Source organism: Lactobacillus rizhaonensis (genome assembly GCF_036246345.1).
In the GTDB taxonomy this organism is placed as follows: Bacteria; Bacillota; Bacilli; order Lactobacillales; family Lactobacillaceae; genus Lactobacillus; species Lactobacillus rizhaonensis.
Map to the genome: position 1 here is coordinate 278,009 of NZ_BTTV01000001.1, position 23,642 is coordinate 301,650.

Annotated in this window: 25 protein-coding genes; 4 read left to right on the top strand and 21 right to left on the bottom strand. The window is 35.8% G+C overall.

Annotated features, from left to right (window positions below; genetic code table 11):
- Positions 1–3 precede the first annotated feature (3 nt).
- From rsmD to typA, 4 genes are all read right to left on the bottom strand, one after another.
- Positions 4–552 carry a 16S rRNA (guanine(966)-N(2))-methyltransferase RsmD gene (gene rsmD / locus AAA915_RS01325; protein ID WP_338199193.1) on the bottom strand — a complete coding sequence of 183 codons (549 nt, stop codon included), beginning with the start codon at positions 550–552 and terminating at the stop codon, positions 4–6.
- Complete coding sequence (locus AAA915_RS01330) at positions 549–890, bottom strand: DUF2129 domain-containing protein (protein ID WP_338199195.1); 342 nt, start codon at positions 888–890, stop codon at positions 549–551. Before AAA915_RS01330 ends, rsmD begins: the two co-directional genes overlap by 4 nt.
- Entirely contained in the window at positions 887–2,065 is a 1,179-nt protein-coding gene (locus tag AAA915_RS01335; protein WP_338199197.1) for an FtsW/RodA/SpoVE family cell cycle protein, read from the bottom strand. The genes AAA915_RS01330 and AAA915_RS01335 overlap by 4 nt, the downstream gene beginning before the upstream one ends.
- Positions 2,066–2,166: 101 nt before the next feature.
- Positions 2,167–4,008, bottom strand: a complete 1,842-nt coding sequence (gene typA / locus AAA915_RS01340; RefSeq protein ID WP_174794419.1) for a translational GTPase TypA — start codon at positions 4,006–4,008, stop codon at positions 2,167–2,169.
- A gap of 254 nt (positions 4,009–4,262) precedes the next feature.
- On the opposite strand from typA, the gene def reads away from it, so the two are divergent.
- From def to AAA915_RS01360, 4 genes are all read left to right on the top strand, one after another.
- Complete coding sequence (gene def / locus AAA915_RS01345) at positions 4,263–4,817, top strand: peptide deformylase (RefSeq protein ID WP_338199201.1); 555 nt, start codon at positions 4,263–4,265, stop codon at positions 4,815–4,817.
- Positions 4,818–4,991: 174 nt separating this feature from the next.
- Positions 4,992–5,216 (top strand): DNA-dependent RNA polymerase subunit epsilon, encoded by a 225-nt coding sequence (locus AAA915_RS01350; protein ID WP_046324764.1) that lies wholly within the window; start codon positions 4,992–4,994, stop codon positions 5,214–5,216.
- Between the two features lie 5 nt (positions 5,217–5,221).
- On the top strand, positions 5,222–6,901 hold the full coding sequence (gene rnjA, locus AAA915_RS01355; RefSeq protein ID WP_338199203.1) for a ribonuclease J1: 1,680 nt from the start codon (positions 5,222–5,224) through the stop codon (positions 6,899–6,901).
- A 45-nt stretch (positions 6,902–6,946) separates the two neighbouring features.
- Complete coding sequence (locus AAA915_RS01360) at positions 6,947–7,897, top strand: diacylglycerol/lipid kinase family protein (RefSeq protein WP_338199205.1); 951 nt, start codon at positions 6,947–6,949, stop codon at positions 7,895–7,897.
- Positions 7,898–8,023: 126 nt separating this feature from the next.
- Here AAA915_RS01360 and AAA915_RS01365 read toward each other — a convergent pair whose 3' ends face one another.
- The 17 genes from AAA915_RS01365 to AAA915_RS01445 form a co-directional block, all read right to left on the bottom strand.
- Positions 8,024–8,413 (bottom strand): GNAT family N-acetyltransferase, encoded by a 390-nt coding sequence (locus AAA915_RS01365; protein WP_338199817.1) that lies wholly within the window; start codon positions 8,411–8,413, stop codon positions 8,024–8,026.
- A 208-nt stretch (positions 8,414–8,621) separates the two neighbouring features.
- Positions 8,622–9,413, bottom strand: a complete 792-nt coding sequence (locus tag AAA915_RS01370) for an ABC transporter permease (protein ID WP_338199207.1) — start codon at positions 9,411–9,413, stop codon at positions 8,622–8,624.
- Positions 9,414–9,421: 8 nt separating this feature from the next.
- Complete coding sequence (locus AAA915_RS01375) at positions 9,422–10,135, bottom strand: ATP-binding cassette domain-containing protein (protein ID WP_294835152.1); 714 nt, start codon at positions 10,133–10,135, stop codon at positions 9,422–9,424.
- Between the two features lie 96 nt (positions 10,136–10,231).
- Positions 10,232–10,621, bottom strand: a complete 390-nt coding sequence (locus tag AAA915_RS01380) for a DUF1828 domain-containing protein (protein WP_338199211.1) — start codon at positions 10,619–10,621, stop codon at positions 10,232–10,234.
- A 9-nt stretch (positions 10,622–10,630) separates the two neighbouring features.
- A complete protein-coding gene (recD2, locus tag AAA915_RS01385; protein WP_338199213.1) occupies positions 10,631–13,006 on the bottom strand; it encodes an SF1B family DNA helicase RecD2 in 2,376 nt (791 codons plus the stop codon).
- The gene (locus AAA915_RS01390) at positions 13,003–13,647 is read right to left on the bottom strand and encodes a tetratricopeptide repeat protein (RefSeq protein WP_294603585.1); all 645 of its coding nucleotides are present in this window, start codon (positions 13,645–13,647) and stop codon (positions 13,003–13,005) included. Before AAA915_RS01390 ends, recD2 begins: the two co-directional genes overlap by 4 nt.
- Positions 13,644–14,300 (bottom strand): histidine phosphatase family protein, encoded by a 657-nt coding sequence (locus AAA915_RS01395; RefSeq protein WP_338199216.1) that lies wholly within the window; start codon positions 14,298–14,300, stop codon positions 13,644–13,646. Before AAA915_RS01395 ends, AAA915_RS01390 begins: the two co-directional genes overlap by 4 nt.
- A 118-nt stretch (positions 14,301–14,418) precedes the next feature.
- The gene (mnmA, locus tag AAA915_RS01400) at positions 14,419–15,543 is read right to left on the bottom strand and encodes a tRNA 2-thiouridine(34) synthase MnmA (protein WP_338199218.1); all 1,125 of its coding nucleotides are present in this window, start codon (positions 15,541–15,543) and stop codon (positions 14,419–14,421) included.
- 5 nt (positions 15,544–15,548) lie between these two features.
- Positions 15,549–15,890: a DUF1831 domain-containing protein gene (locus AAA915_RS01405; protein ID WP_338199220.1), complete on the bottom strand. Its 342-nt coding sequence runs from the start codon at positions 15,888–15,890 to the stop codon at positions 15,549–15,551.
- A gap of 53 nt (positions 15,891–15,943) precedes the next feature.
- Positions 15,944–17,095 carry a cysteine desulfurase family protein gene (locus AAA915_RS01410; protein ID WP_338199222.1) on the bottom strand — a complete coding sequence of 384 codons (1,152 nt, stop codon included), beginning with the start codon at positions 17,093–17,095 and terminating at the stop codon, positions 15,944–15,946.
- A complete protein-coding gene (locus AAA915_RS01415) occupies positions 17,096–17,794 on the bottom strand; it encodes a 5'-methylthioadenosine/adenosylhomocysteine nucleosidase (protein ID WP_338199224.1) in 699 nt (232 codons plus the stop codon). It lies immediately after the preceding gene.
- Positions 17,795–17,812: 18 nt separating this feature from the next.
- Positions 17,813–18,151 carry a hypothetical protein gene (locus tag AAA915_RS01420; protein WP_338199226.1) on the bottom strand — a complete coding sequence of 113 codons (339 nt, stop codon included), beginning with the start codon at positions 18,149–18,151 and terminating at the stop codon, positions 17,813–17,815.
- Position 18,152: 1 nt separating this feature from the next.
- Entirely contained in the window at positions 18,153–18,716 is a 564-nt protein-coding gene (locus AAA915_RS01425; RefSeq protein ID WP_338199227.1) for an NUDIX hydrolase, read from the bottom strand.
- Positions 18,717–18,730: 14 nt separating this feature from the next.
- Positions 18,731–18,937, bottom strand: coding sequence for a cold-shock protein (locus AAA915_RS01430; protein ID WP_122025989.1), 207 nt, complete (start codon positions 18,935–18,937; stop codon positions 18,731–18,733).
- Positions 18,937–21,726: an isoleucine--tRNA ligase gene (ileS, locus tag AAA915_RS01435; protein WP_338199230.1), complete on the bottom strand. Its 2,790-nt coding sequence runs from the start codon at positions 21,724–21,726 to the stop codon at positions 18,937–18,939. The genes AAA915_RS01430 and ileS overlap by 1 nt, the downstream gene beginning before the upstream one ends.
- Positions 21,727–21,946: 220 nt before the next feature.
- A complete protein-coding gene (locus AAA915_RS01440; RefSeq protein WP_338199232.1) occupies positions 21,947–22,753 on the bottom strand; it encodes a DivIVA domain-containing protein in 807 nt (268 codons plus the stop codon).
- Complete coding sequence (locus AAA915_RS01445) at positions 22,720–23,550, bottom strand: YlmH family RNA-binding protein (RefSeq protein ID WP_338199234.1); 831 nt, start codon at positions 23,548–23,550, stop codon at positions 22,720–22,722. The genes AAA915_RS01440 and AAA915_RS01445 overlap by 34 nt, the downstream gene beginning before the upstream one ends.
- Between the last annotated feature and the right edge of the window lie 92 nt (positions 23,551–23,642).

The window sequence follows — 23,642 nt, forward strand, 5'->3', positions numbered from 1 at the left end:
TTCTTATTCCTTTCGATAAAAACGGATAATGGTTTTACCCAGGTGCTTTTCTTTAATAAGCTCAAAACCCGCAACTGCTTCTAAATCCGTTTGATCATCTGTTTCAGCTACTATTATTGCTCCTCGATTTAGCAAAGCTAAATCACGCATTTTTGCCATATCAGACGCAATTTTTTGCCTAGCATATGGTGGATCCAAAAAAACTAAGTCAAATTTCTGTTGATCTCCAGCCAATTTACTTAAGGCAGCTTTACTGGACATTTTATATACAGAAAAACGATTTGGCTCTTTGGTCAAGGCAATATTTTTACGAATAATCGCTACGGCCTGGTAATTAATATCTATTATCACAGCATGCTGACAACCGCGAGAAACGGCTTCTATTGCTAAAGCACCACTTCCGCCATACAGATCAAGAACCTCACCACCGGAAAAAAATTGACCTAATGAATTAAACAATGACTCTTTAACTTTATCACTAGTTGGTCTAGTCTTTTGACTCTTTAAAGTAAATAAATTTCTTTTTGCGTATTTTCCAGAAATGATTCTCATAATAGTTGTTCTGTATTTTCCTGACGTTCTTGTAACTTTCTTTCAGCATCTGCCGCTAAAGCTGTAATTTGTTGTTCAATATGATCACTTGAAAGATCAATTTGATCCCATTTTGATTTTTCAACCCTGTCGACAAAATCAAGTGCATTCAGATTCTGAATAACTTGGTCAATCTCATTTTGATTTACATATAAAATACAATAACCTAATTTCTTAGAAAAATATACTATATCACCATAATGCCTTAGCTTATATTGGTTGCTGACTGAATTTAAATAAACAATAATGCTCATCCTTTGAGTAATATTTTTATTGCTTAAATCTTGCTTGACGCTCATTTAAAACTTCCTTCTTGTTCGATTCGTTCATTTGCTGATATATTCAGTACAATCCCAATAGCGGCTGATAAGATAATTAAAGAAGAGCCACCATAGGAAATAAAAGGTAATGTTACCCCGGTTATAGGCAATAGACCGAGCACGGCGCCTACATTAAACAGAGTTTGCGTAAAGATAATTGTAGTAACTCCAAAACATACCAGAGCATTAAATTGAGAACTGGCATGGATACCAACTTCCATGATACTCCATATAAGATAAAACATGAGACTTAGTACGATTAAAGCACCAATAACACCAATTTCTTCTGCAATTATGGCCAAAATAAAGTCTGTGTACGGTTCCGGAAGATATCCCCGTTTTTGCATGCTGTTGCCTAAACCTACTCCGAGCAAACCACCGTTATGAATAGCATAATACGAATTAACTAGCTGTGCACCACCCTTTTGCTCAAGTTCAAAAGGGTGCAGAAAAGACATAAAACGGTGATATTGATACTTATTTTGTAAAAAAGCAGGATTCAATTTGATAACCAGGAAGACAAACAAATATATTCCAACTGCAATTCCAATTAAGCATAATACTGCATTTTTAGCAGGAACACCAGAAACAGAAAACATGATAATCACAATCATGGCTAAAATAGCAGTACCACCAAAATCCGGTTCAAGTATAACCAAAAGCATCATAAAAGCAGCTAAAATTGCTGGCCTATACAAATTATGAATAATTTGGCCTTTTTTGAAGGCTCCATCATGACGGTCTAAAAAAAATGCTAAATATATTATCAGCGAGAGCTTGGCAATTTCTAATGGTTGAATCTTTATTATCTTTAAATCAATCCAGCCAACAGAACCATTTACGGCTGCGGCAGATCCCTTAAAAATTTTTAAGAGAATTAGGTAAATGAGCAGCAAAAAACTAAGTCCTAAAAACCAGATAACAAATTTGCGACTCTTAAAAATTTCAAGTTTTAAGAAAAAGCACAGAGCACAGCAGACAAAAACAGCAAAGAATGCATACATGGCTTGGCGAATACCATATATTGCAGGATTAAAGCCATTGACCAATAAAATATCAGAACTGGCCGAATAAACCATTACTATTCCAAAAACGACTAGTAGAATATAAGGTATGAAAATATTGTAATTTAAATGGTGAAGTTTTTGCCGCACAAGCCGACCTCTCCTTCTGTAACTTAATCTACCTTTATTATAAGCATTATAAAACAAAAAGAGCACCACTTCATTAGTGAGTGCCCTTCTAAAACATTTATTTATTTTTTATTACGTTTCTTATCAGCTTTTTGTCTTTCTGAAGTATTGAGAATTTTCTTTCTTAATCTAATTGAATCAGGAGTTACTTCACAATATTCATCATCATTTAAAAATTCAATTGCCTCTTCAAGTGTTAAAGTCTTAGGAGTTCTGATTGCGGCAGCATGATCTTTACCAGCAGCACGAGTGTTAGTTAAGTTTTTACCTTTAATAACATTGACAGCAATATCACGATCACGGGAAGATTGGCCAACAATCATCCCTTCATAAACTTCTACTCCAGCACCAATAAATAATTCACCACGTTGTTCAACAGTCTGTAAAGAATATGTGGTTGATTTACCCTGGCTAATCGATACTAAAGCACCATTTTGCCGTCCCGGTTCCCAATTTTTGACAACTGGCTTATATGAATCAAAACTGTGGTTCATAATGCCGTAGCCACCTGTTTGGGACATAAATTCGTTATTATAACCAATTAAGCCACGAGAAGGAACCAAAAAGTCTAAACGTGTTTGATTATTACCGGTTGAAGTCATATTCTTCATCTCACCTTTTCTTTGTGAAAGAGAATCAATGACAGAGCCAACATATTCATCAGGAGTATCAACCTGGACAGCTTCAAATGGTTCACACATTTTGCCGTCAATTTCACGATAAATTACCTTTGGTCTTGACAATTGTAATTCAAAACCTTCTCGCCGCATTTCTTCAACTAAAATTGAAAGATGCAATTCACCACGTCCAGAAACAGTCCAAGCATTTAATTGGTCTGTCGGCTCAACTCTTAATGACACATCAGTACGTGTTTGCTTAATTAGTCGATCCTCTAACTTCTTAGGCGTAACTTTATCACCTTCACGACCAGAAAATGGTGAGTCATTAGCAACAAAGTCCATTTGCAAAGTTGGTGGATCTATTTTAAGAAGAGGCAAAGCTTCTGGATTTTCAGCAGAAGCAATAGTCTCACCAACAAAAATATCGTTAATACCGCTGATGGCAATGATATCCCCTGCTTTAGCTTCAGTAATTTCATTACGCTTCAAGCCAAAGAAACCGAACAATTTCGTAACCCGAAAGTTTTGTGTAGAACCGTCTCGCTTCATCACAGTGATATTATCGCCAACTTTAACTTTACCGCGATAAATGCGTCCAACTCCAATTCGACCAACATAATCATCCCAGTCAAGCATAGTAATTTGGAACTGCAAAGGCTCATCAGCATTGTCAATAGGTGCAGGAATAGCCTTAATAATAGTGTCAAAAATAGGATTCATCGTTTCTTCCTGCTTAGCAGGATCTGGATCATAGGATGAAGTACCATTCAAAGCAGATGCATATACGACTGGAAAATCAAGTTGTTCATCGTTAGCGCCAAGTTCAATAAATAATTCTAAAACTTCATCAAGAACTTCTTTGGGACGAGCACCTGGACGATCAATTTTATTGATAACCACAATGGGCTTAACTCCAGCCTCCAATGCCTTTTTTAGTACGAAACGAGTTTGCGGCATAGTTCCTTCATAAGCATCAACCAGCAATAAAGCTCCATCGACCATATGCATGATTCGTTCAACTTCACCACCAAAGTCGGCATGCCCTGGAGTATCCAAAATATTGATGGTAGTGTCACCATACTTAACCGCTGTATTTTTAGATAAAATAGTAATACCACGTTCACGCTCAATATCGTTGGAGTCCATTGCCCGATCTTCCAGAGCCATATGTTCAGGGAGAGTGTCGGATTGCTTCAATAATTGATTAACCAAAGTAGTTTTACCATGGTCAACGTGCGCTATGATAGCTATATTTCTAATATCGTTTCTTCTTTTTTCTGACAAAAGTATTCCTCCTCCACTCCTCAATAAAAAAACTGTGACGTGGTCACAGTTTCGGCGGCACGTCAAAAACATGCTGATCGAAGTGTTTCATATCTGTATATTTACGCTCATTGATTTTACCACCTAACTGTTTAAGGGTCAACGTTTATCCCTCTTTTTCAAATTAAAAATTTAGTATAGAATAAAAAGCAGACAAATTAGTTTATTTTATGTTACAAATATATCTATAAACTTTTATGAAAGAGTGAATGTAATTGATTTTAATGAAAGATATTATCCGCGATGGAAATCCGGTATTACGCAAGGTAGCTAAACCACTAACTTTTCCTTTAAGCGAGCATTATCAAAATTTAGCAAAAGAAATGATGGAATATCTGGTTAACTCTCAAGATCCTAAAATTGCAAAAAAGCACCAATTACGTGCTGGTGTTGGTTTAGCCGCACCACAGGTTGGTGAGAGTGTCCAGATGGCTTCATTATTAGTACCAAATGATAAGAATGAAATAGTTTTCAAGGAAACTTTTGTTAACCCGGAAATTTTATCCGAATCTGTCAGACAAGCTTGTTTAAGTGAAGGTGAAGGTTGTCTAAGCGTTGATAAAGTAATTGATGGTTATGTGCCCCGACCTGATAAATTGAAAATACATTATTATACTGTTTCAGGTGAAGAAAAAACAATTCGGTTAAAGGATTATCCTGCAATCGTAGCTTCACATGAAATTGAACATTTGCGGGGTCACCTTTTTTACGACCGGATCAATAAGCAAGACCCATTTAAATTAGATGAAGATACCGTAGTCATCTATTAATTTTTCACAGATATTTATGTCACAAGCTGTCGTTTTGACGGCTTTTTTAATAAAGCTAGCAAAACTTGATTCTATACTTGTTTTTGCATGTATGGTAGAATTTTACTAGCTATTGGAAGCTTAATGCTGTCCAAAATTAGAACGTTTTATTAACTGAATAAGGAGAATACAAATATGATCTACAAAGTTTTGTATCAAAAAGACAAGGTTGTCAATCCTAGACGGGAAACAACTAAAACTCTTTACCTTGAGGCAGAAAATTTGGTCGCCGCAAGGACTATGGTTGAGGAAAATACCCCCTATAATATTGAACTCATCCAAGAATTAGCCGGCAATTCACTGACTTATGAAAAGGAGCATGCCGATTTTAAGCTAACTTCTTTTGAAAGTAAGAAGTAATATCTGTGCGAATAAAAAATAATGAAGTTGCCGTCGTTGCAATCGGGGGGTTGCACGAAATAGGCAAGAATATGTATTGTGTACAATACCAAGACGAAATTATTATTATGGATTGTGGGATTAAGTTCCCTGAAGATGATCTTCTTGGTATTAATTATGTCATTTCTGACTACTCATATTTAGTTAAGAATCGTAAAAAAATTAAAGCACTTGTTGTTAGCCACGGACATGAAGATCACATTGGTGGCATACCATTTCTGCTTGAAAAGATTCCGGAAATTCCCGTATATGCCACCCCATTTGCTTTAGCTTTAATTAAGGGCAAACTTGAAGAACACGGTATTTTACGAACAACAGAATTACACGAAGAGCATGAAGACACTGTACTTAAATTCAAGAAACTAACGGTTACTTTTTTCAGAACCACTCACTCTATTCCGGATACTTTAGGCATAGCTGTGCATACCCCACTAGGTGCAGTCGTGTTTACGGGAGATTTTAAATTTGATTTAACACCAGTAATGAACCAACCTGCTCCAGATTTTCAAAAGATGGCTAAATTAGGTAACGAAGGAGTTTTGGTACTATTATCCGATTCAACTAACGCTGAAGTTACCCAATTTACTAAGTCCGAGCGTTTTGTAGCTAAATCATTGCATGACATTATTACGGGAATCCATGGTCGCATAATATTTGCTACCTTCGCCTCTAATCTTTACCGCGTATCGACTGCTATCCAGGCAGCAATAGATACTGGACGTAAAGTTGCCATTTTTGGACGTAGTATGGAAAATGGTGTGCAAAATGGCATTGATTTGGGCTATTTGAATGTTCCTGATGGTCTGATTGTAGATGCTAATGAAATAAATCACACACCAGCTGAACAAGTAATGATTTTATGTACCGGCTCACAAGGCGAACCTTTAGCTGCTCTTTCCAGAATAGCAAACGGAACCCACAGACAAATTAGTCTGCAACCCGGTGATACTGTGATCTTCTCTTCCAACCCAATACCTGGCAACACATTAAGTGTCAATCATTTGATTAACAAGTTGATGGAAGGTGGAGCCAGCGTGGTTCATGGCCGAATTAATAATGTCCACACTTCTGGACATGGTGGTCAAGAAGAATTAAAGATGATGGTTCGTTTAACAAAACCTAAGTACATGATTCCGGTTCACGGTGAATACCGCATGCAGGTCATTCATACCGAACTGGCACAAGCAGCAGGAGTTCCAGCCGCAAACACATTTGTTTTGGAAAATGGTGAAGTCATTTGTTTTGGACCAGAAGGCTCCCGCATAGCTGGTCATATTCCAGCAGGCGATGTCTATGTTGATACATCTGGCACGGCCGATGTTGGCAATGTAGTTGTTCATGATCGGCAGGTCTTATCCGAAGACGGTTTAGTAGTTGTGGTTGCAACAGTTGATTATAAGCACAAACGCGTTTTGGCTGGACCCGATGTTTTGAGTCGTGGCTTTGTTTATATGCGTGAATCCACTGAATTAATCAACCAGGCACAAAAGCATATTTATCACTTTATAAAGTCTGAAATGGATAAAGCTGAACATCCTAAAGACAGTGTAATTCGCAATGCCATTATTGCTAACCTTTCTGATTTTCTATATTCTAAGACAAAAAGACGGCCGATGATTTTACCAATGTTAGTTGAGAAAAAATAGCGAAAGGCCCTTTTTAAGGGCTTTTTATGTACTGAATGAAATTTTATGGATAACAAATTAAAAATACATCTTTTGGTTAATGAAGTAGCTGGTAACGGTCATGCCAAAAAAGTACTCAAGAAGACCACGGCTTTATTAATCAATGAAAACATTAACTTTGACTTGCGAAAAAGTACTTATGCTGGGGAAGCTATTTACATTGCGCAAGAATATGGTGACAAAAAGCACTCGCCCGCGGAAATTTTGTTAGTAATCGGTGGTGATGGTTCTCTTAATGAAGTGCTAAACGGAATTAAAAGATCTAAAAATCCGAAAACCCCTATTGCCTACCTACCTGCAGGAACAGGTAATGACTTTGCGCGGGCTGCCAGCTTAACTAATGATCCGAAAGTTCTTATAGATCATATGAAACAAGAATTTAAACCAGATCGGATAGACTGCGGGACTTTTATTTTTCCTGACATTGCCCCTAATAAAAAGTATTATTTTGCCAACAGCTTTGGCATCGGCTTTGACGCATTTGTCAACCATAATAGTAATATTTCAAAATTGAAAAAAATACTGAATCATCTTAGTGAAGGCAAATTAATTTACGGCTGTAATGTTTTAGCCACTGTTACCAAACAAGATACTTTTATTGTAGATATTGAAAAGAACGGTCAGAAATTCCATTTTGACGATGCCTTCATGGTTACCACAACGAATCATCCTTATTTAGGCGGGGGGCTTCCCTTGTTACCCAGTGCTAAACTTGATAGTCATAAAATCGATACAGTTGTAGTGGAAAAATTTGGTTTGGCCAAATTGGTTAAACTATTTATTAATCTCCTAAAAGATGGCTCACATGTTAATGATCCTCAATTTCATTATTTTGAAGCTGATAAAGTTAAAGTAACAACAATTAAAAAAGAATATGCACAAGTAGATGGCGAAGAAATCAAACGCAATAAATTTAATATTGAATTCTCTGTTTCAAGTTTTAACTTATTACGCTGAAAAATTTAGTTTTGCTAATACTTGCAAAAGCAAAAATACCGAGCATTTGTTATGCTCGGTATTTTGTTTTTGACTACATTTGCCTTAATAAGATATATACTTTTTAATATCAGTCTTTTTTGCACGTTAGTTTTTTAAAATTTTATACTTATAGCAATTAAAACTCATATGATCAAGCAGTTGACTTAAACTACGTTTTTTAAAGTGTTTATCTGAACTTAAAATCGAATAGCGGCCTCCTTCATCAACTAAATTATCTTGAGTTAATTTGAAACCATTATGTTTGTAAAATAATAATCTATTGATCCTTTCAGAGTAGTTTTTTGCTGTTTTAGTAACTGGTTCAATGTCCAAAACAATTTCCTGACCTGGATGGTTTCTTTTCATTAGATTTAAAATCTCACTACCGTAGCCCTTGCAACGCCAGATTGGATCTACTGCCAAATAGCCAATATAAATGATTTGCTTCGCATACGTCCAGAAAATTAAGCCTATAAAATTTTTCTGATCATAAATGGCCTGAAAATTAAGCCTATAAAATTTTTCTGATCATAAATGGCCTGAAAATTTACTCTTTTTTGCAGATCCATTGCAAGCAAGCCAATAATTGGAAACCGCTCCTTTTTTGGAAATGCACTTAAATATAATTTTTTTACTTTAAAATAATTTTTCGTTCCCCATTTAACATTTTCAAACGTTAAAATAAATATCACCTTTCTCTAACTTAAAATGCGTCAAATGAACCGTTTTTGCGCTCTTTTTTTATACAATAATTGAAAATTAAAATGCCAAGCAAGAACCAAATTACATTTACCACTATAAATAACATCAGTTTCGACAATGAAACTCCATGGCCAAGAAATATTTGCCGCACTATTTCTATGCCGCCCACGTAAGGAATAACCTCCTGAAAAGCATTATATACTGGAAAATAAACATTTGACAACATTAGCAATAAAGCCTGCAAAATAGTAGCCCACTGTCCCATTCTTTTAAATCTAATGGAGCCAGAAGCAAAAATCATTCCGATGCCAAACATTCCTAAGTTGGAAATTAAGGAAAAAGCAAACGTCAATAATATAGCTTTTAATAATTCCGCTACTGTAAACATTGAAAAAAACGAGGCTACAAGTCCTATAATTAAGAGATAGATCCAAACAAATAAGTTTTCTGCCAAAGTTTGAATAAAGTATAGGACCCACAAGGGAAAGACGGATTGAGTTTCACTTTCAAGCAGACCAGTTCGCTCATCAGTCTCCACCCCATTACTACATCCACCCAATGAGGCAATACCAATACTCCAAAACAAAAAGCCAACAATGGTAAATAAAACCCCTTGTTTGGTACCATAGGCCTGACCCAATTGGGCAGGATTGGTGAAAAAAATAACAATTAGGAATGCACCGGCATATAAAACAAGCGAACTAATAGCAGAATTAACATAACGAATTTGTAGTTTTAGCTCTAAACATAATTGTATCCAAAAAATATTAAATAGCTTTTTGATTTTTTTCATTCTACTACCTACTTTCGCTTATAAATTCCACGGTATTCAGAAATTAGGTCATTTTCGGCCATTTTATGTTCAATATTTTTCTCTATTTGGCCATCTCTTAAGAACAGATAATGATCAACAACTCCAGAGAGCATCTGAGTGTCATGCGATGAAATAAAAATAATATTGCCATTCTTATTTTTTAAATCAAGAATAAAAGAGGCTAAATCCTCTTGAGCAGCTATGTCCAACCCGTTTGAGGGTTCATCTAAGAGTAAAACTTCTGTTCCCATTGCTGCTCCCACCAAAATAGCAGCTTTTTTCTTTAAGCCAGTGGACAAGTTCTGAAAAAAAGTATTAAGTTCATTTGAAAAATTAAAATCTTGAGCCATTTTACGAATATTATTTTCCGTTCTTTTAGTACTAATTCCCTTAAGTGAGGAAAAGTACATTCCGTTTTCAAGGGTATTTAGTCTATACATAAGACCCCTCTCTCCGGATGCAACAAAACTTGTGTGCAAGCAAGCCCACTTAAAATAGGATCCTTTCGTTTGATCATTCCTGATCGTGCCCTTAGTTGGTTCTAGTACTCCTGCAAGTAGTCTTAACATAGTCGATTTTCCCACACCATTAGGTCCAACCAAACCAATTACTGTAGGTTCCAAAGGGATTTTAATGTTAATATCATGTAAAACTGGCTTTTTACCGTAATTTTTCTTTACCTGATCAAACACTATTGCCATAGACTTTGCTTCCCCTCAGATTAAAATAAAATAATATCACTAATTTAACCATTATATTTTAAAAAAAGCAATGGAAATTATATTTGAAAAATATTTTTAATTAAGATATGAAATATTTACTTGTAGTTGCGCTAAACGCATTATGGTGTCGATTAAATTTTGTCTGTCAGCTTTAGCACTGATAACCCCATTTTGGAGATTAAAATCAAATTCCGAAGCTAACGATATATCACCAATAGTTGCGATCAAATCAACGTCACTTGCACTAGGGTCAAGCTTGAAAAGTGAACGACCGTCATCACTAACAATAAACTTTTCTTTTGCAGTTATTTCCACAAAACAATAAACTGACTCATTAAAAGAATCACGATAAATTGTTTCAACTTCCAGAGTATTTTGATCCATTAGTAAAACATGAGTATGATTATTAACCCATAATTGCAGAGTATTTTTAAACTCATTCAAATCAGCATTTTTTCCTATCATAGCGAATTTTTACCCCGCTCTTGTTTCTAACTTGATATTTTGCATCCCAATCATAGGATCTATCTGCCCAGAGTATATCAATTCAGGTGTCAAAATATAATTCGTTTTCTCAGGATTTATTTCTTCAGAATTCGGTATAACATCTTGGTCACTTTTAGCTGGAATCTGCTTCTTAGTTTCCTTGGGCTCAACTTTTAACACCGCTTGTAATTTAGTAGTTAAGCCAGTCTTGCGATCGTTACCTGAAGTAGTCAAAGCCATTTCATAAGCATGAGGATCACCGATTAAAACCAGATTTTTTTCTGCACGGGTAACGGCAGTATATAACAAATTACGCTTAAGCATGACATAATTTTGCATAGTCAGACTAAGGATAACTAAAGGAAATTCAGAACCCTGGGCTTTATGAATAGTAATTGCATATGCTCTAGTTAAATCGAAAAGATCCTTTTTGCTAAAAGTAACTTCCCTATCATCGAAATCAGCAACCATACACTTTTGCGAATTTTCGTTATCAATTGCTAGAATTTTACCGATTTGACCGTTATAAATATCTTTTTCCGGATTATTCTGCAGTTGTAGAATACGATCACCTATACGAAAAATCTCGTCATGTACTTCCAGAACTTTACTGTTAGGCTTAGCTGGATTCATAATTTCCTGAATTACATTATTCAAATTATTTACTCCGCCATCACCCTGATACATAGCTCCTAGGACTTGAATATCATCGGGATTGAACCCCTTTGCCAAAGCCCGCTCAACAATCTGACTAACTACGTGAGCAACTTCATGAGGTGGACAAGAAATGAAGGAATAGTTGCTGGTTTTCTGAAATAATTCTTGCACATTTTTACCCATATTAATGTCATGAGCAAGTGTGATAATGCTGGAATCATCACCTTGACGGTGGATTTGCTTGAGAACTGTAGTGGGAAAAGCTTGCGATTTGATCAAATCAGCAAACACATTTCCTGCACCAACAGAGGGCAACTGATCCTTATCTCCAACAAAAACAATATGTTTAGTTTCATTAATGCTATAAACCAATTGTTTAAACAAAAACATATCTACCATTGACATTTCATCAATGATTAAAATCTCACCATTTAATTCGTTCAAATCAGTTGCATCATTTTCTCCAATTCCCAGTCCTAATAATCGATGGATTGTTTTAGCTGTAATACCAGTGATTTCTTCCATTCTTTTTGCAGCACGACCTGTGGGTGCTGCCAGCAAAAATGGTGGATCCGTACTATACAAAGATGAAGCAGGTATTTTAGCTAAATCACGCAATGCTAACAGAATACCGTTAATGATAGTTGTTTTACCTGTTCCTGGGCCTCCCGTTAAAATTGAAATGGGATTAGTTAAAGCATTTTTAATAGCAGCTTTTTGGGTTTCATCATAAGTAATCTTTAACTTAGCTTCAGCCTGAGCTATGGCACGGTTTAATTCTTTCTCACTATATTTTGAACTCTTGTGGTTTTTTTCCACCAAATTTTTCATTGCATTGGCAATATCAGTTTCAGTTTCATATATTTCCTGCAGCGCTGCATTTTCCCCCATTACCACCACTTTACCTTGATGCTGGAGATTATTAACGCAATCAGCTATGACATCAAATTTATCAACTTGAAGCAATTTACCAGTCTCTGTTAGCAACTGTTCCAGTTTGATGTATGTATTACCTTCTTTAGCAACTTCATCAAGCAAAATTTGAAAAATAGCGCCATTAACTCTTTTAGGATCTGCGGAACTAATTCCTAGTTTACTACCTATTCGGTCAGCACTTTTAAACGCATAGCCCGTAACTTCAGCAATAGAAGCATATGGATCTTCTTCCAATTTGCTTAAAGTATCACCATGATAAAGCTGATAAAGTCTGCCAGCTACTTTTTTATTTAAGCCAAATTGCGCCAATTTTAGTACAGTTTCAGAATAAGAATCCATTGAACTGACACCATTAAGTAGACTATCTTTTTGTTTTTTGGTTAATGACAAAGTCGCTACTTTTTCAGGTTTTTCTTTTAAAATTGTTAATGCATCCATTCCCAAGTCTGAAATTATTGCACTGGCTGCCTTTTTACCGATTCCTGGAAATTTACTTGAACTCAAGTAACTGATTAAACTGCCTTTTTCATGTGGTAAAGCCAGTTTATAGTTATCAGAGCGAAATTGGAGGCCAAACTTATTATGAACAATTAACCTACCTGAAAAGCTATAAGTTGCGCCAACTTGGACGTCACCAAAATTACCGGTAACCTTAATTTCATCACGATCGTATTTTTCGAGTTTACCAATTATGGTGACATCAAGTATCTTATATAGATCCTGGTCATTTTCAAAAACTATTCTGTTAATTTTGCCGGTAAAAGTTGTCATTTTTTCTTTCTCGCATTAGTTATTAATTTTAGTGCAGAAGCATACTGTTGTTCTTCATGTGCAAAAACTTTGGGATCCTGTTTTTTGGATTTAGCAAAATACTTTTCTGCTTCGTGGCGGTTTTGAGTCAAACTTGTGATTCCAAGCATGAAATTGACTTTTGCCGTCCTTTGCTCTTTCCCGATTTTTTTATAACTTGACTCTGCCTCATTGATTTCACCAAGACTAAGCCAAATATCTCCTATCAATTCCCACACCTTGGCATCTTGTCGTTTAATGGTTAAAGCATAAGCAAGTGCTTTTTGCCTTTGTCCTATTTTGAAAAAGACGAGAGCCTTTTGGTATAAAACTAAATCATCGTTAGGAATCTGGTTAAGTAAGTTTATGGCCTTTTTAAATTCACCCTGCAGGTAATAGCATACTGCCAGATCATAATCTAAATCTTGAGGATGAGTAACCAAATTTTTAGCCTTTTTTAATAACTCCGTAGCTTGATCGCTGCTACCCTCTTTTATTAAAAAGGTTGCCAATTTTAAATAGTTTTCACTGCTATCTGGCTTTTCATCAATCTGCGTAATTAATTCGTGTATTTTTTTTTGGACAATATCGGAATTACCTGTTGATTTTCTTTTCTCTATCATAATGAATCTGAATCCACCATTTTTCTACCTAAAAATCCTGTTTCGTTCCAAACTAAAGCTTTAAAAGTCTTGCCTTTATCTTTTGTTTCTAAAATTGTCAGACTAGTATTGCTTAAGCCACCGTTGTGTCTGATATCTGACAACGGATAGCCTAACAATCCACCCATAATTGCTCCTAGGGCCGCACCGTGACTTACAGCAATTACTTTATCATCTGCCTTAAACTTCAGCGCAATATCATGACCAAAGCTTTTGCCACGGGCAATGACTTCAGAATAATTTTCTCCACCTATACTGTGACCGTCATATTTTTCGGGATGATCCCATATGTCAGTTACTTGCTTGGGATACTGGGCTTGAGCTTCGGTGAAAGTAAGGCCTTCCATTGCTCCTAAATCGAATTCGCGCAGACGATCATCTACTTTAATTGCAATAGGGTAGCTCAAAGTTTTTATTAAACCCTCCGCTGTAACCTTAGCTCTTTTTAATGGACTAGAATATATTCCAGCAAATTTAGTACTAGCTAAAAAACTGCCTAATTTTTGAATATCATTTAAGCTTTGGGGCAAAAGTGGTGAGTCACCATGAGCTCCTTGAAATCGTCTTTGTAAATTCCATTCTGTTTTACCGTGTCTGACAAAATAAATTTGCATTCATCCATTACTCTTTTCTATAGCTGTTGCTATCTAGTTTATCATTTAATTAGTTTAAAAGAAAAATGAACACAAATAAAAAAGAAAATGCACGACACATTTTCCTTACTCATTTATATTAGACTAATTGCAGTTGCTGCTCATTCTGGTAGGCGCAGTCGATATTACCTCCGCCTAAACACTCTTCACCTTGATAAAGAACCAGAGCTTGTCCAGGAGTGACAGCGCGAGCCGGCTCATCAAAGTAAACTTTGGCCCTGTTTGCTGCAGCATCATAAGATACTGTCACTCCGACATCCGGTTGACGATAACGGAACTTGGCACTGCAATGAATTTTAAAATCATGCTTTGGTTGCCCAGTAAAAAATGACATGTCACTAGCTTCTAATTCAGTGGCATAAAGTAGCTTGCTGTCATAGCCCTGTTCCACAATCAATTGATTTTTTTGCAAGTCTTTACCTACTACAAACCAGGGAGCAGTAGATTCTTTAGTTGAACCTAGACCTAAACCGGATCTCTGACCGATTGTATAATACATTAGACCTGCATGATGACCAACTACTCTGCCATCTGGCGTAATCATTTCACCTGACTGAGCAGGTAAAAATTCACTCAAAAACTTACGAAAGTTTCTTTCCCCAATAAAGCAAATACCGGTGGAATCCTTCTTTTTTGCTGTAGCTAAACCATTTTCTATTGCAATTTCCCGGACTTGCGGCTTGGTTAAGTTGGCTAATGGGAAAATAACACGGCTAATTTGCTTTTGATTTAACTGACTCAAAAAATAAGTTTGATCCTTGTTACCATCTTTAGGACGCATCATATGCGTGATACCTTTCTTATCAGTTATTGTTTTCGCATAATGCCCCATTGCAATATAATCTGCATCAAGGTTAAGGGCAAATTCTAAAAAGGATTTAAATTTAATCTGACTATTGCACATTACATCAGGATTTGGTGTGCGCCCTTTTTTATATTCATTTAAGAAATACTCAAAAACTCGCTGCCAATATTCCTTTTCAAAATTAATTGAATAATAAGGAATGCCAATTTGATCAGCAACTTTTTTAACGTCTTCATAGTCATCAGTGGCTGTACAAACGCCGGAATCATCTGTATCATCCCAGTTTTTCATGAAGACACCAATTACGTCATATCCTTGTTTTTTCAAAAGAAGGGCAGAAACTGAAGAGTCTACTCCTCCACTCATTCCTACAACTACCCTTTTATTTTTCTTTACCAAATTAATCAATCCTTCACAGCAACAATAATCTTGCGTTCCTCCAGGTCCTTTAAAATATAATTTAAAAGTTCCACTGTGGGAGCCAATTGCTTATTTTTAAAAATATTGACCTTTTGCAAACCATTTCTATCAGTAACGACCATTGTTAACCGGGTCATTTCCTTGTTAATGGTCATTTTCAACTTTGTTGGGGCGTTATATGGTGAATCATTATAAAGTGGATGCTCATAATTAAAATTACCCTTAACAGTTTTAACAAAACCGGCATCAATCAGTGCGTATAACTTCAAGTCAGGACTTAGCGTAAACTTACGTTTATCACCATTAATAATAACTATATTTGCCATAATATTACCTCACTTACTTATAATAAGCATATCTTTTTAAAAAAGCAATTTTTTTATTTGTTTTGTATTTTACCCACAATTTTAACCAACTGCCTTGCAAAAGCTGAAACTTCTTCTTCTGTGGTATACCGTCCAAAAGATATGCGAATTGATTCAGATATTCGTGGAGAATTTTTACCAAAGCAAGCCACTAAAACATGGGAAGGCTCCAGTGATCCTGCAGTACATGCAGAACCTCCTGAAACCGCAAACCCAGCCAAATCTAAGTTTGTTTGGAGAATGGTCGTATTGACATTAGCAAAATGCAAGTTCAAAACATGATGAGAATCAAATTCTTTAGTTCCACCATTAACTTGATACTCAATTTTAGCCTGATCGAGTTCATTTAAAATAATTTTTTGCAATTTCTGATAATTAACCTGAAGCTCATTTTTATCTATAGCTGCAATTTCATTAATTGCTTCACCAAAACCTGCAATTCCTGGAACATTCTCAGTTCCAGCCCTGCGTTTGGTTTCTTGTTCCCCACCATAAACTAAAGGTGGTAGTTTAATAGCATTTCTTTCATATAAAAATCCTAGAAATTTAGGACCATTGATTTTATGTGCAGAGGTGGATAATAAGTCGATATTCATTTTAGCAACATCAAGATTAATGTTCCCTAATCCTTGTACTGCATCTACATGAAAATAGGCATTACTTTGTCTTACTATTGCGCCGATTTCGGCCAAAGGATTAATTGTTCCTACTTCATTATTAACTGCCATTATAGATACCAAAACAGTTTGTGGAGTTAAAGCATTTTTTAAATCAGCCAATGATATACGACCATCTTCATCTACATCAAGGTAGATAACATCATAACCCTCTTTTTCCAATTGCTGCATTGGCTTTAAAACAGAAGGATGTTCAATTTTAGTTGTGATAATGCGTTTACCAATATTTTTACGACTACGGGCAGTCCCGAAAATAGCTGTGTTATTACTCTCAGAGCCACCGGAGGTAAAAATTATCTCATTTTCGCTTGCATTGATTGCTCGTGCAGCTTTTTGCCTAGCCAGATCAATGACATGACGGGCCTTACGTCCTAATTCATATGTACTGGAAGCATTACCAAAGTCATTTTTCATTTCTTCAGCTATCACTTTAATTACTTTGGGAGACATGGGTGTAGTAGCAGCATTATCCAAGTAAATTTCTGTCATTTATGAATTCATCTTTTCTATGTAAGTACAAATAATTTTAGCCGCTTTAGCACCCACTTTTTGTGCAAACTGATTAAAGTCTTCATTTGCATCTTGATTACCATTATCAGAAATAGCTCGCAAAGCTATTAAAGGCTTATTAAAATGATAAGCCACCTGTGCAAAAGCAGCTCCTTCCATCTCAACTCCTAAAGCTTGAGCAAAATTTTGCTTAATATCATTTTTTTGTGCTTGTGACCCAATGAATGAATCGCCTGTGACAATAAGTCCCTCTTTATATTCAATATTCTCATACTGCAAAAACTCTGCAAATTGTGTTCTGGCAGTCGACTTCAAAACAAACTCTGCCGGTTCACCTGGTATTTGTCCTTCAACATAATCTCCTGCTAGAGTATTATGCGCATCGTGATAAGCAAATGAACTGGCTAAAATCAAATCTCCCTTTTGAATACTTGTCTGTAAAGATCCTGCTGTACCAGTCATAAAAACTAAATCAATATTAACCTGGCATAGCAAACTGGCTAAATTCATGGCAGCTTGTACTTTACCAATTCCACTCAAACCAATATATAAATCATTGTGGTTAACGCAAAAATGCTCGAATGTAGTAGATCCGAACATTTCTTTGTGACCAGAGTGAAAATACTTATGATAATATTTAGCCTCAATTTCCATTGGGACAATAATTGCTATCTTCATTTTTACCCTCGTTTTTATTTATAAGTGAAATAACGCCAATAATACCAAAATAATTAAAATCGAAACAATGAAAATGGCACGATTAAGCTTACCTTTCAGTCTTAATGCTTTGTCTTGACTTGTAGTTGGTTGAGATTGTGACTTATTCTTTTCTCTTCTCGGCGTCTGCTCCTGAGTATTTACCCTTTTATTTGAAGATTCATTTGGGTGTATAACCTCATCTTCATTACGGGTAAAATCAGGATTAACGTCAACTTCATCTTCATTATCATCAAAAGCAGATTTAATTGTATTTAAAATATTTTTGCTTTTTTTCTTTTTTAATTTTTTACGGTAATCAGATCGCTTTTCTGTCATTTTAGTCCCTTGTATTAGCACTGGTAAGCAACATATTTTCCCAAACACTCATTGCATATAATGTCTTGGCATCAACAATTTTACCTTGTGCCGCAAGCTGTTTCAACTTTTCCAAACTATACCAGTGACTGGTTAAAAATTCATCAGGATCAAGCGCCTTTTTATCAGACAGTTTGGTTAATGTATCACAATAAAATAAGTATAGTTTCTCATTAGTAAAGCCAGGCGACGAATAGAATTCCGTTATCTTTTCCCAGTAGTCGGCATGATAACCGCCTTCTTCATTTAATTCCCTTTTCATGGCATCTAATGGACTGGCATCAGTTTCATCTATCAATCCTGCTGGAATTTCCAAAGTCAACTCTTTAATCGGCTCACGCCACTGCTCAACCAGCAACATTTCTTGCTTATCATTTACTGCAATGGCAGCCGAAGCAGGCTGATGTTTTACTACTTCTCTTGTTGCAGTTTCACCATTAGGTAATTTGATCGTTCTAACTGAAAGATCAACTATACGCCCAGTAAAAATTTGTTTTGAAGAGATTTCAGTTTCTGTTAAATCCATTATTCACTTTCCTGTTAATCAGCTAAATATACATTCACACATTGGAGCCCATTTTTTCCTTGAGCAAGCTGATATTTAACCTTTTGTCCCACTTGTAAGCGACGATAACCTTCTTCTTTTATTGCTGTATAAAAAACAAAATATGATTTTTGGTTTTCATTATCAGTAATAAAACCAAAACTACTATTACGATCGAATTGCTTTACTGTTCCGTAGCGCATTATTCTTCTAAGCCTTCCCGCACAGCTTCAGGGTAATCCTCTTTGACAATTTTAGCACATCTACCGCAGAGCATTGGCACTTCACTATCAGCTCCGATATCAGTTCTAATCATGCGACAACGAGGACAAACTTCTCCTTTAGCATGCTCAACTACAAAAGCTCCATTTGGTAATTCTTGAGCATTTGCCGGTGCCTCACCATTAGCAATTGTTAGTTTGGAAACAATCAGAATTTGTCTAAAGTTGGCATCAAGGTTTGTTAAAACGGTTTTCATCTCATCTGTAGGATAAACTGTAACAGCTGCTTCAAATGATTTACCTATTAATTTTTGATCACGTGCTTCTTCGAGCACCTTCAAAACATCATCACGTAAATTCATGAATTTTTCCCAATTTTCCAGAAGCTCATCATGATTATCATATTGTTCAACTTCAGGCATGTCAGCAAGTTGAACATAATCTTCTTTTTCTTTTAAGAAAGACCAAACTTCTTCCATTGTATGAGGCAATATTGGTGTCATAACTTTAGCAAGTTTTACCGCTGCATCATAGATTACAGTTTGCATTGATCTTCTCGCATGACTGTTTTTGCTTTCAATGTAAAGGACATCTTTGGCAAAGTCTAGGTAAAATGCTGATAAATCGTTTGAGATAAAGGCAAATACCTTTTTATAAACATTATTAAAGTCGTAACGTTCATAACTGTCAAGGCAAGTTTTAACTAAATCGTTAAGTTTAACTTCCATGTATTGATCAATTGAATTGAGATTTTCATAAGCCACACGGTCTTTTTGCGGATCAAAGTCTGAGGTGTTAGCCAGCATGTAACGGAAAGTATTCCGAATTTTACGATAACTCTCAGAAGTTTGACGTAAAATATCTTGTGAAACGGCAACGTCAGAAGTCGTGTCAACTGAAGCAACCCATAAACGAATTATTTCCGCACCCATTTGTTTGATGACATCGTTTGGAGAAATTACATTACCTAACGATTTAGACATTTTATGTCCTTTTTCATCTAAAACAAAGCCTTGTGACAAAATACCACGATAAGGTGCTTTACCCGTGGCAGCTACAGAAGTAATCAAACTTGAATTGAACCAACCACGGTATTGGTCACTACCTTCAAGGTAAAGATCACACGGAAATCTTAAATCTGGTCTTTTGGCCATAACTGCCTGATGGGAAGACCCTGAATCAAACCAAACGTCCAAAATATCTGTTTCTTTAGTAAATTTACCATTGGGAGAATGTACGGAAGTAAAACCGTCTGGCAACAATTCCTTGGCACTTCTTCTATACCATGAATTTGATCCTTCTTTTGCAAAAATCTGGGCAATGTGCTCAATAGTCTCTGGCGTGACAATCGGGGTACCATCTTCTGCGTAAAAGATAGGCAGTGGCACACCCCAAGCACGTTGTCTGGAAATTACCCAGTCACCACGATCTTTAATCATATTGTGTAAGCGTAATTGACCCCAAGACGGCGTAAATTTAACCTGATCAATCTGGTCAAGAATTTGCTGACGAAACTTAGCAACAGAAGCAAACCATTGTGTAGTAGCACGGTAAATTACAGGCTTCTTTGTGCGCCAATCATGCGGGTATGAGTGTGTAAAGAAACTTAACTTGAGTAAATTGCCTGACTTCTTTAATTTTTCGCTGACAACTTTATTTGCATCATCATAAAATAAGCCAGCTAAATCAGGATCATTAATATCTTTAGTAAAGCAACCCTTGTCATCCATAGGACTATATACAGGTAGACCATATTTTTGAGCAACATTATAGTCATCTTCACCAAAGCCCGAAGCTGTGTGAACTAAGCCAGTACCATCACTAGCAGTAACGTGCATCGCATTCATTAAAATGGCATCACGGTCATACAAAGGATGCTTAGCAACCATACGGTCCATTTCACTACCCTTAAGATGTTGCACCACCTCATAGTCATTCCAACCTAATTCTTCAGCGACGGCTTCTAAACGATCAGTTCCAACAACGTAGCGCTTATCGTTAACCTGGACTACTGAGTAATCAAACCCTGGATTGACTGTAATTCCTTGGTTAGTAGGAATAGTCCAAGGTGTAGTTGTCCAAATCAAGAAATATGTCTTCTCAGGATTCAGAATTCCTTTACCGTCTTTTACAGGAAATGAAACATAAATTGAAGGTGATTTAATATCGTGATATTCAACTTCAGCTTCAGCTAGTGTTGATTCACTTGAAGGAGACCAATAAACAGGCTTTTTGCCTTTATAGATATAACCTTTCTCATACATTTTACCAAAGACACGAATTTCTTCTGCCTCATATTCTGGTTGATAAGTAATATATGGGTGGTCCCAGTCTCCCATTACGCCTAAACGCTTAAAGTCAGTCATTTGCTTTTTAACTTCTTTACTGGCAAAATCTTGACAAAGTTGACGGTAATCCGCAAGATTCATTTTCTTACGGTCAACGCCCTGTTTAGTCAATTGTTGTTCAATTGGCAACCCATGAGTATCCCAACCAGGAACATAAGGAGCATAATAGCCGTTCATGTTTTTGAAACGAACGATTATGTCCTTAGATACTTTATTCATAGCATGGCCAATGTGAATATTACCATTGGCAAAGGGAGGACCGTCATGCAAGTCAAATCTTGGCTTTCCTTTGTTTAATTTTAATCTCTGTTCATATAATTTATTCTCTTCCCATTCTTTTTGCCATTGTGCTTCACGTACTGGCAAATTGCCCCGCATCTTAAATTTAGTTTTACCTAAATTAAGTGTATCTTTCACTCTCATTTTTTTATCCTTCCTATAAAAAAACCTCGTCCTATAATTAGGGCGAGGTTAATATCGTGGTACCACCTAAATTGAGCTGCTAAACTCCACTTAATGAGTTGCGTATCGTGCAACCACCGTAACAAACCATCATTAACAGCTGATCAACCTTTAAGCTCTTATATTAGACTCACACCCTCACTAATTCGCTGAATTGCTCGCAAGTTTTACTGTCAGTTTGTCATTTATGATTTTTATAGTCATCCGGAAAAATAATAGTAGTTCCGCCAGAATTATTATCGGCTACAGTATCGTCGTCATTAACAGTTTCAATACTAGGACTGTCACCGGTCATCGGTTGAGGACTATTATTTGTTTCTTCAGAGTCTTGTTCAAAGTTTACTTCATCATCCGTATCGTTGTCAACCTCAAAATCCTCATCCTCTTCATCAGTATCATCGTCATCGTCGTCATCGACATCCTCGTCCTCATCGGTAAGCATGATTGGTTCTGCACCATCTGGAGGATAAAATCGCTCTGTGTCAAAATATTGATCAAGAGCTTTTTGCCACTTTTCGTCATTCAGATTCTCAATTGCTTTTTGTAAAAGTTCTTGAATATACCTGCGATAACCAGAAGTTTCCTTTTTGACTCGTTCATAATCCGACTTAATAGTTTCCAGTTGTTGACGCTGATAATCAGTATCAATTTTAGCCTGCTCAGTTACATTATTTGCCTGAACTGTAGCGTCATTGATAATTCTTTCTGCTTTGATCTTAGCATTATTTATGGCTTCTTTTGTAGCATTTTCATTCTGCTGATATTTTGCAACCTGCTCTTGCAAATTTGAAACTCGATCTTGTAATTGTATTATTTTATTTTTATAATCAACATTTTGATCTAATACATCACCATAATCGTTAATAATTTGATCTAAAAAACTATCAACTTCATGCCTGTCATATCCACTTAATCCTCTTTTTTTAAATTCTTTATTGTGAATTTTTATCGGAGTCAGCTTCTGCGTTTCTTTCTTTTCGTCTGCCATAGCTTATATACCACCTTATAATTGCCCTTTTTTGTTGTTGAAATACCCATAATTTTACATCTGCCAAAATGTCTTAGGCTAAGAACATTATCTTCTTCAATTATTATATTAAAATCTTTAATAGTATGCCAATTTAATTTAACTAAATTATTCTTAATATTGTCTTTAATTTGATTTCTACTTTGTTTAGCTATCGCTGCTAAAACTGCATCCAATCGTAATGAAGAAGCAATTACAGTTAAGTGTTTGCTTTCATCTTTAACTGCTAATATTTTTTTGCTTGAAATAGGTCTTATTTTAACTTTTGTGTGGCCAATATGAGTAATTTCATATTGGAAAAAATCAGTTAGTTCACTTTTGCCAAAAAATTGCCAGCGGCCTTTTCCATCCGTAATAATATCACCAAATGTGGACGTTTCTATTCCAGCATTAGCTATACTTCCTAATACATCACTATGTGTTAAAGAAACAAATTTTTGAGGATATTCAATTTCAAAGAGACTGATTTGATATGACAGTGGTGAAACAGTATCCCAATCTTCGGTTATAAAAACTCTCTTCTTTTCAGCGTTTGAATAGCCACCAAAGCTTTGCAAGCAAACTTCATTTCCAGCCAGTTTTTTTAAAATGTCTCTTTCTCCTGGGTCTAAAAAATCAGTTAAAACTTTTTGATGTTTATAAATGACATCATTTATAAGCCCATTCATTCTATCAACTGTTTTTTGATCAGATAAATTTCCTTTAAAGACCACATTTTTAATATAAAAACTACGTTTTGCGATATTAGATTCTTTCAAGAACTGCCCCCCTAATAATGAAGGTGAAATTACTATTCTGTCACTTCGTAAATTATTATAGCATTATCTCTGACTTGCTTTTATTTTAAGAA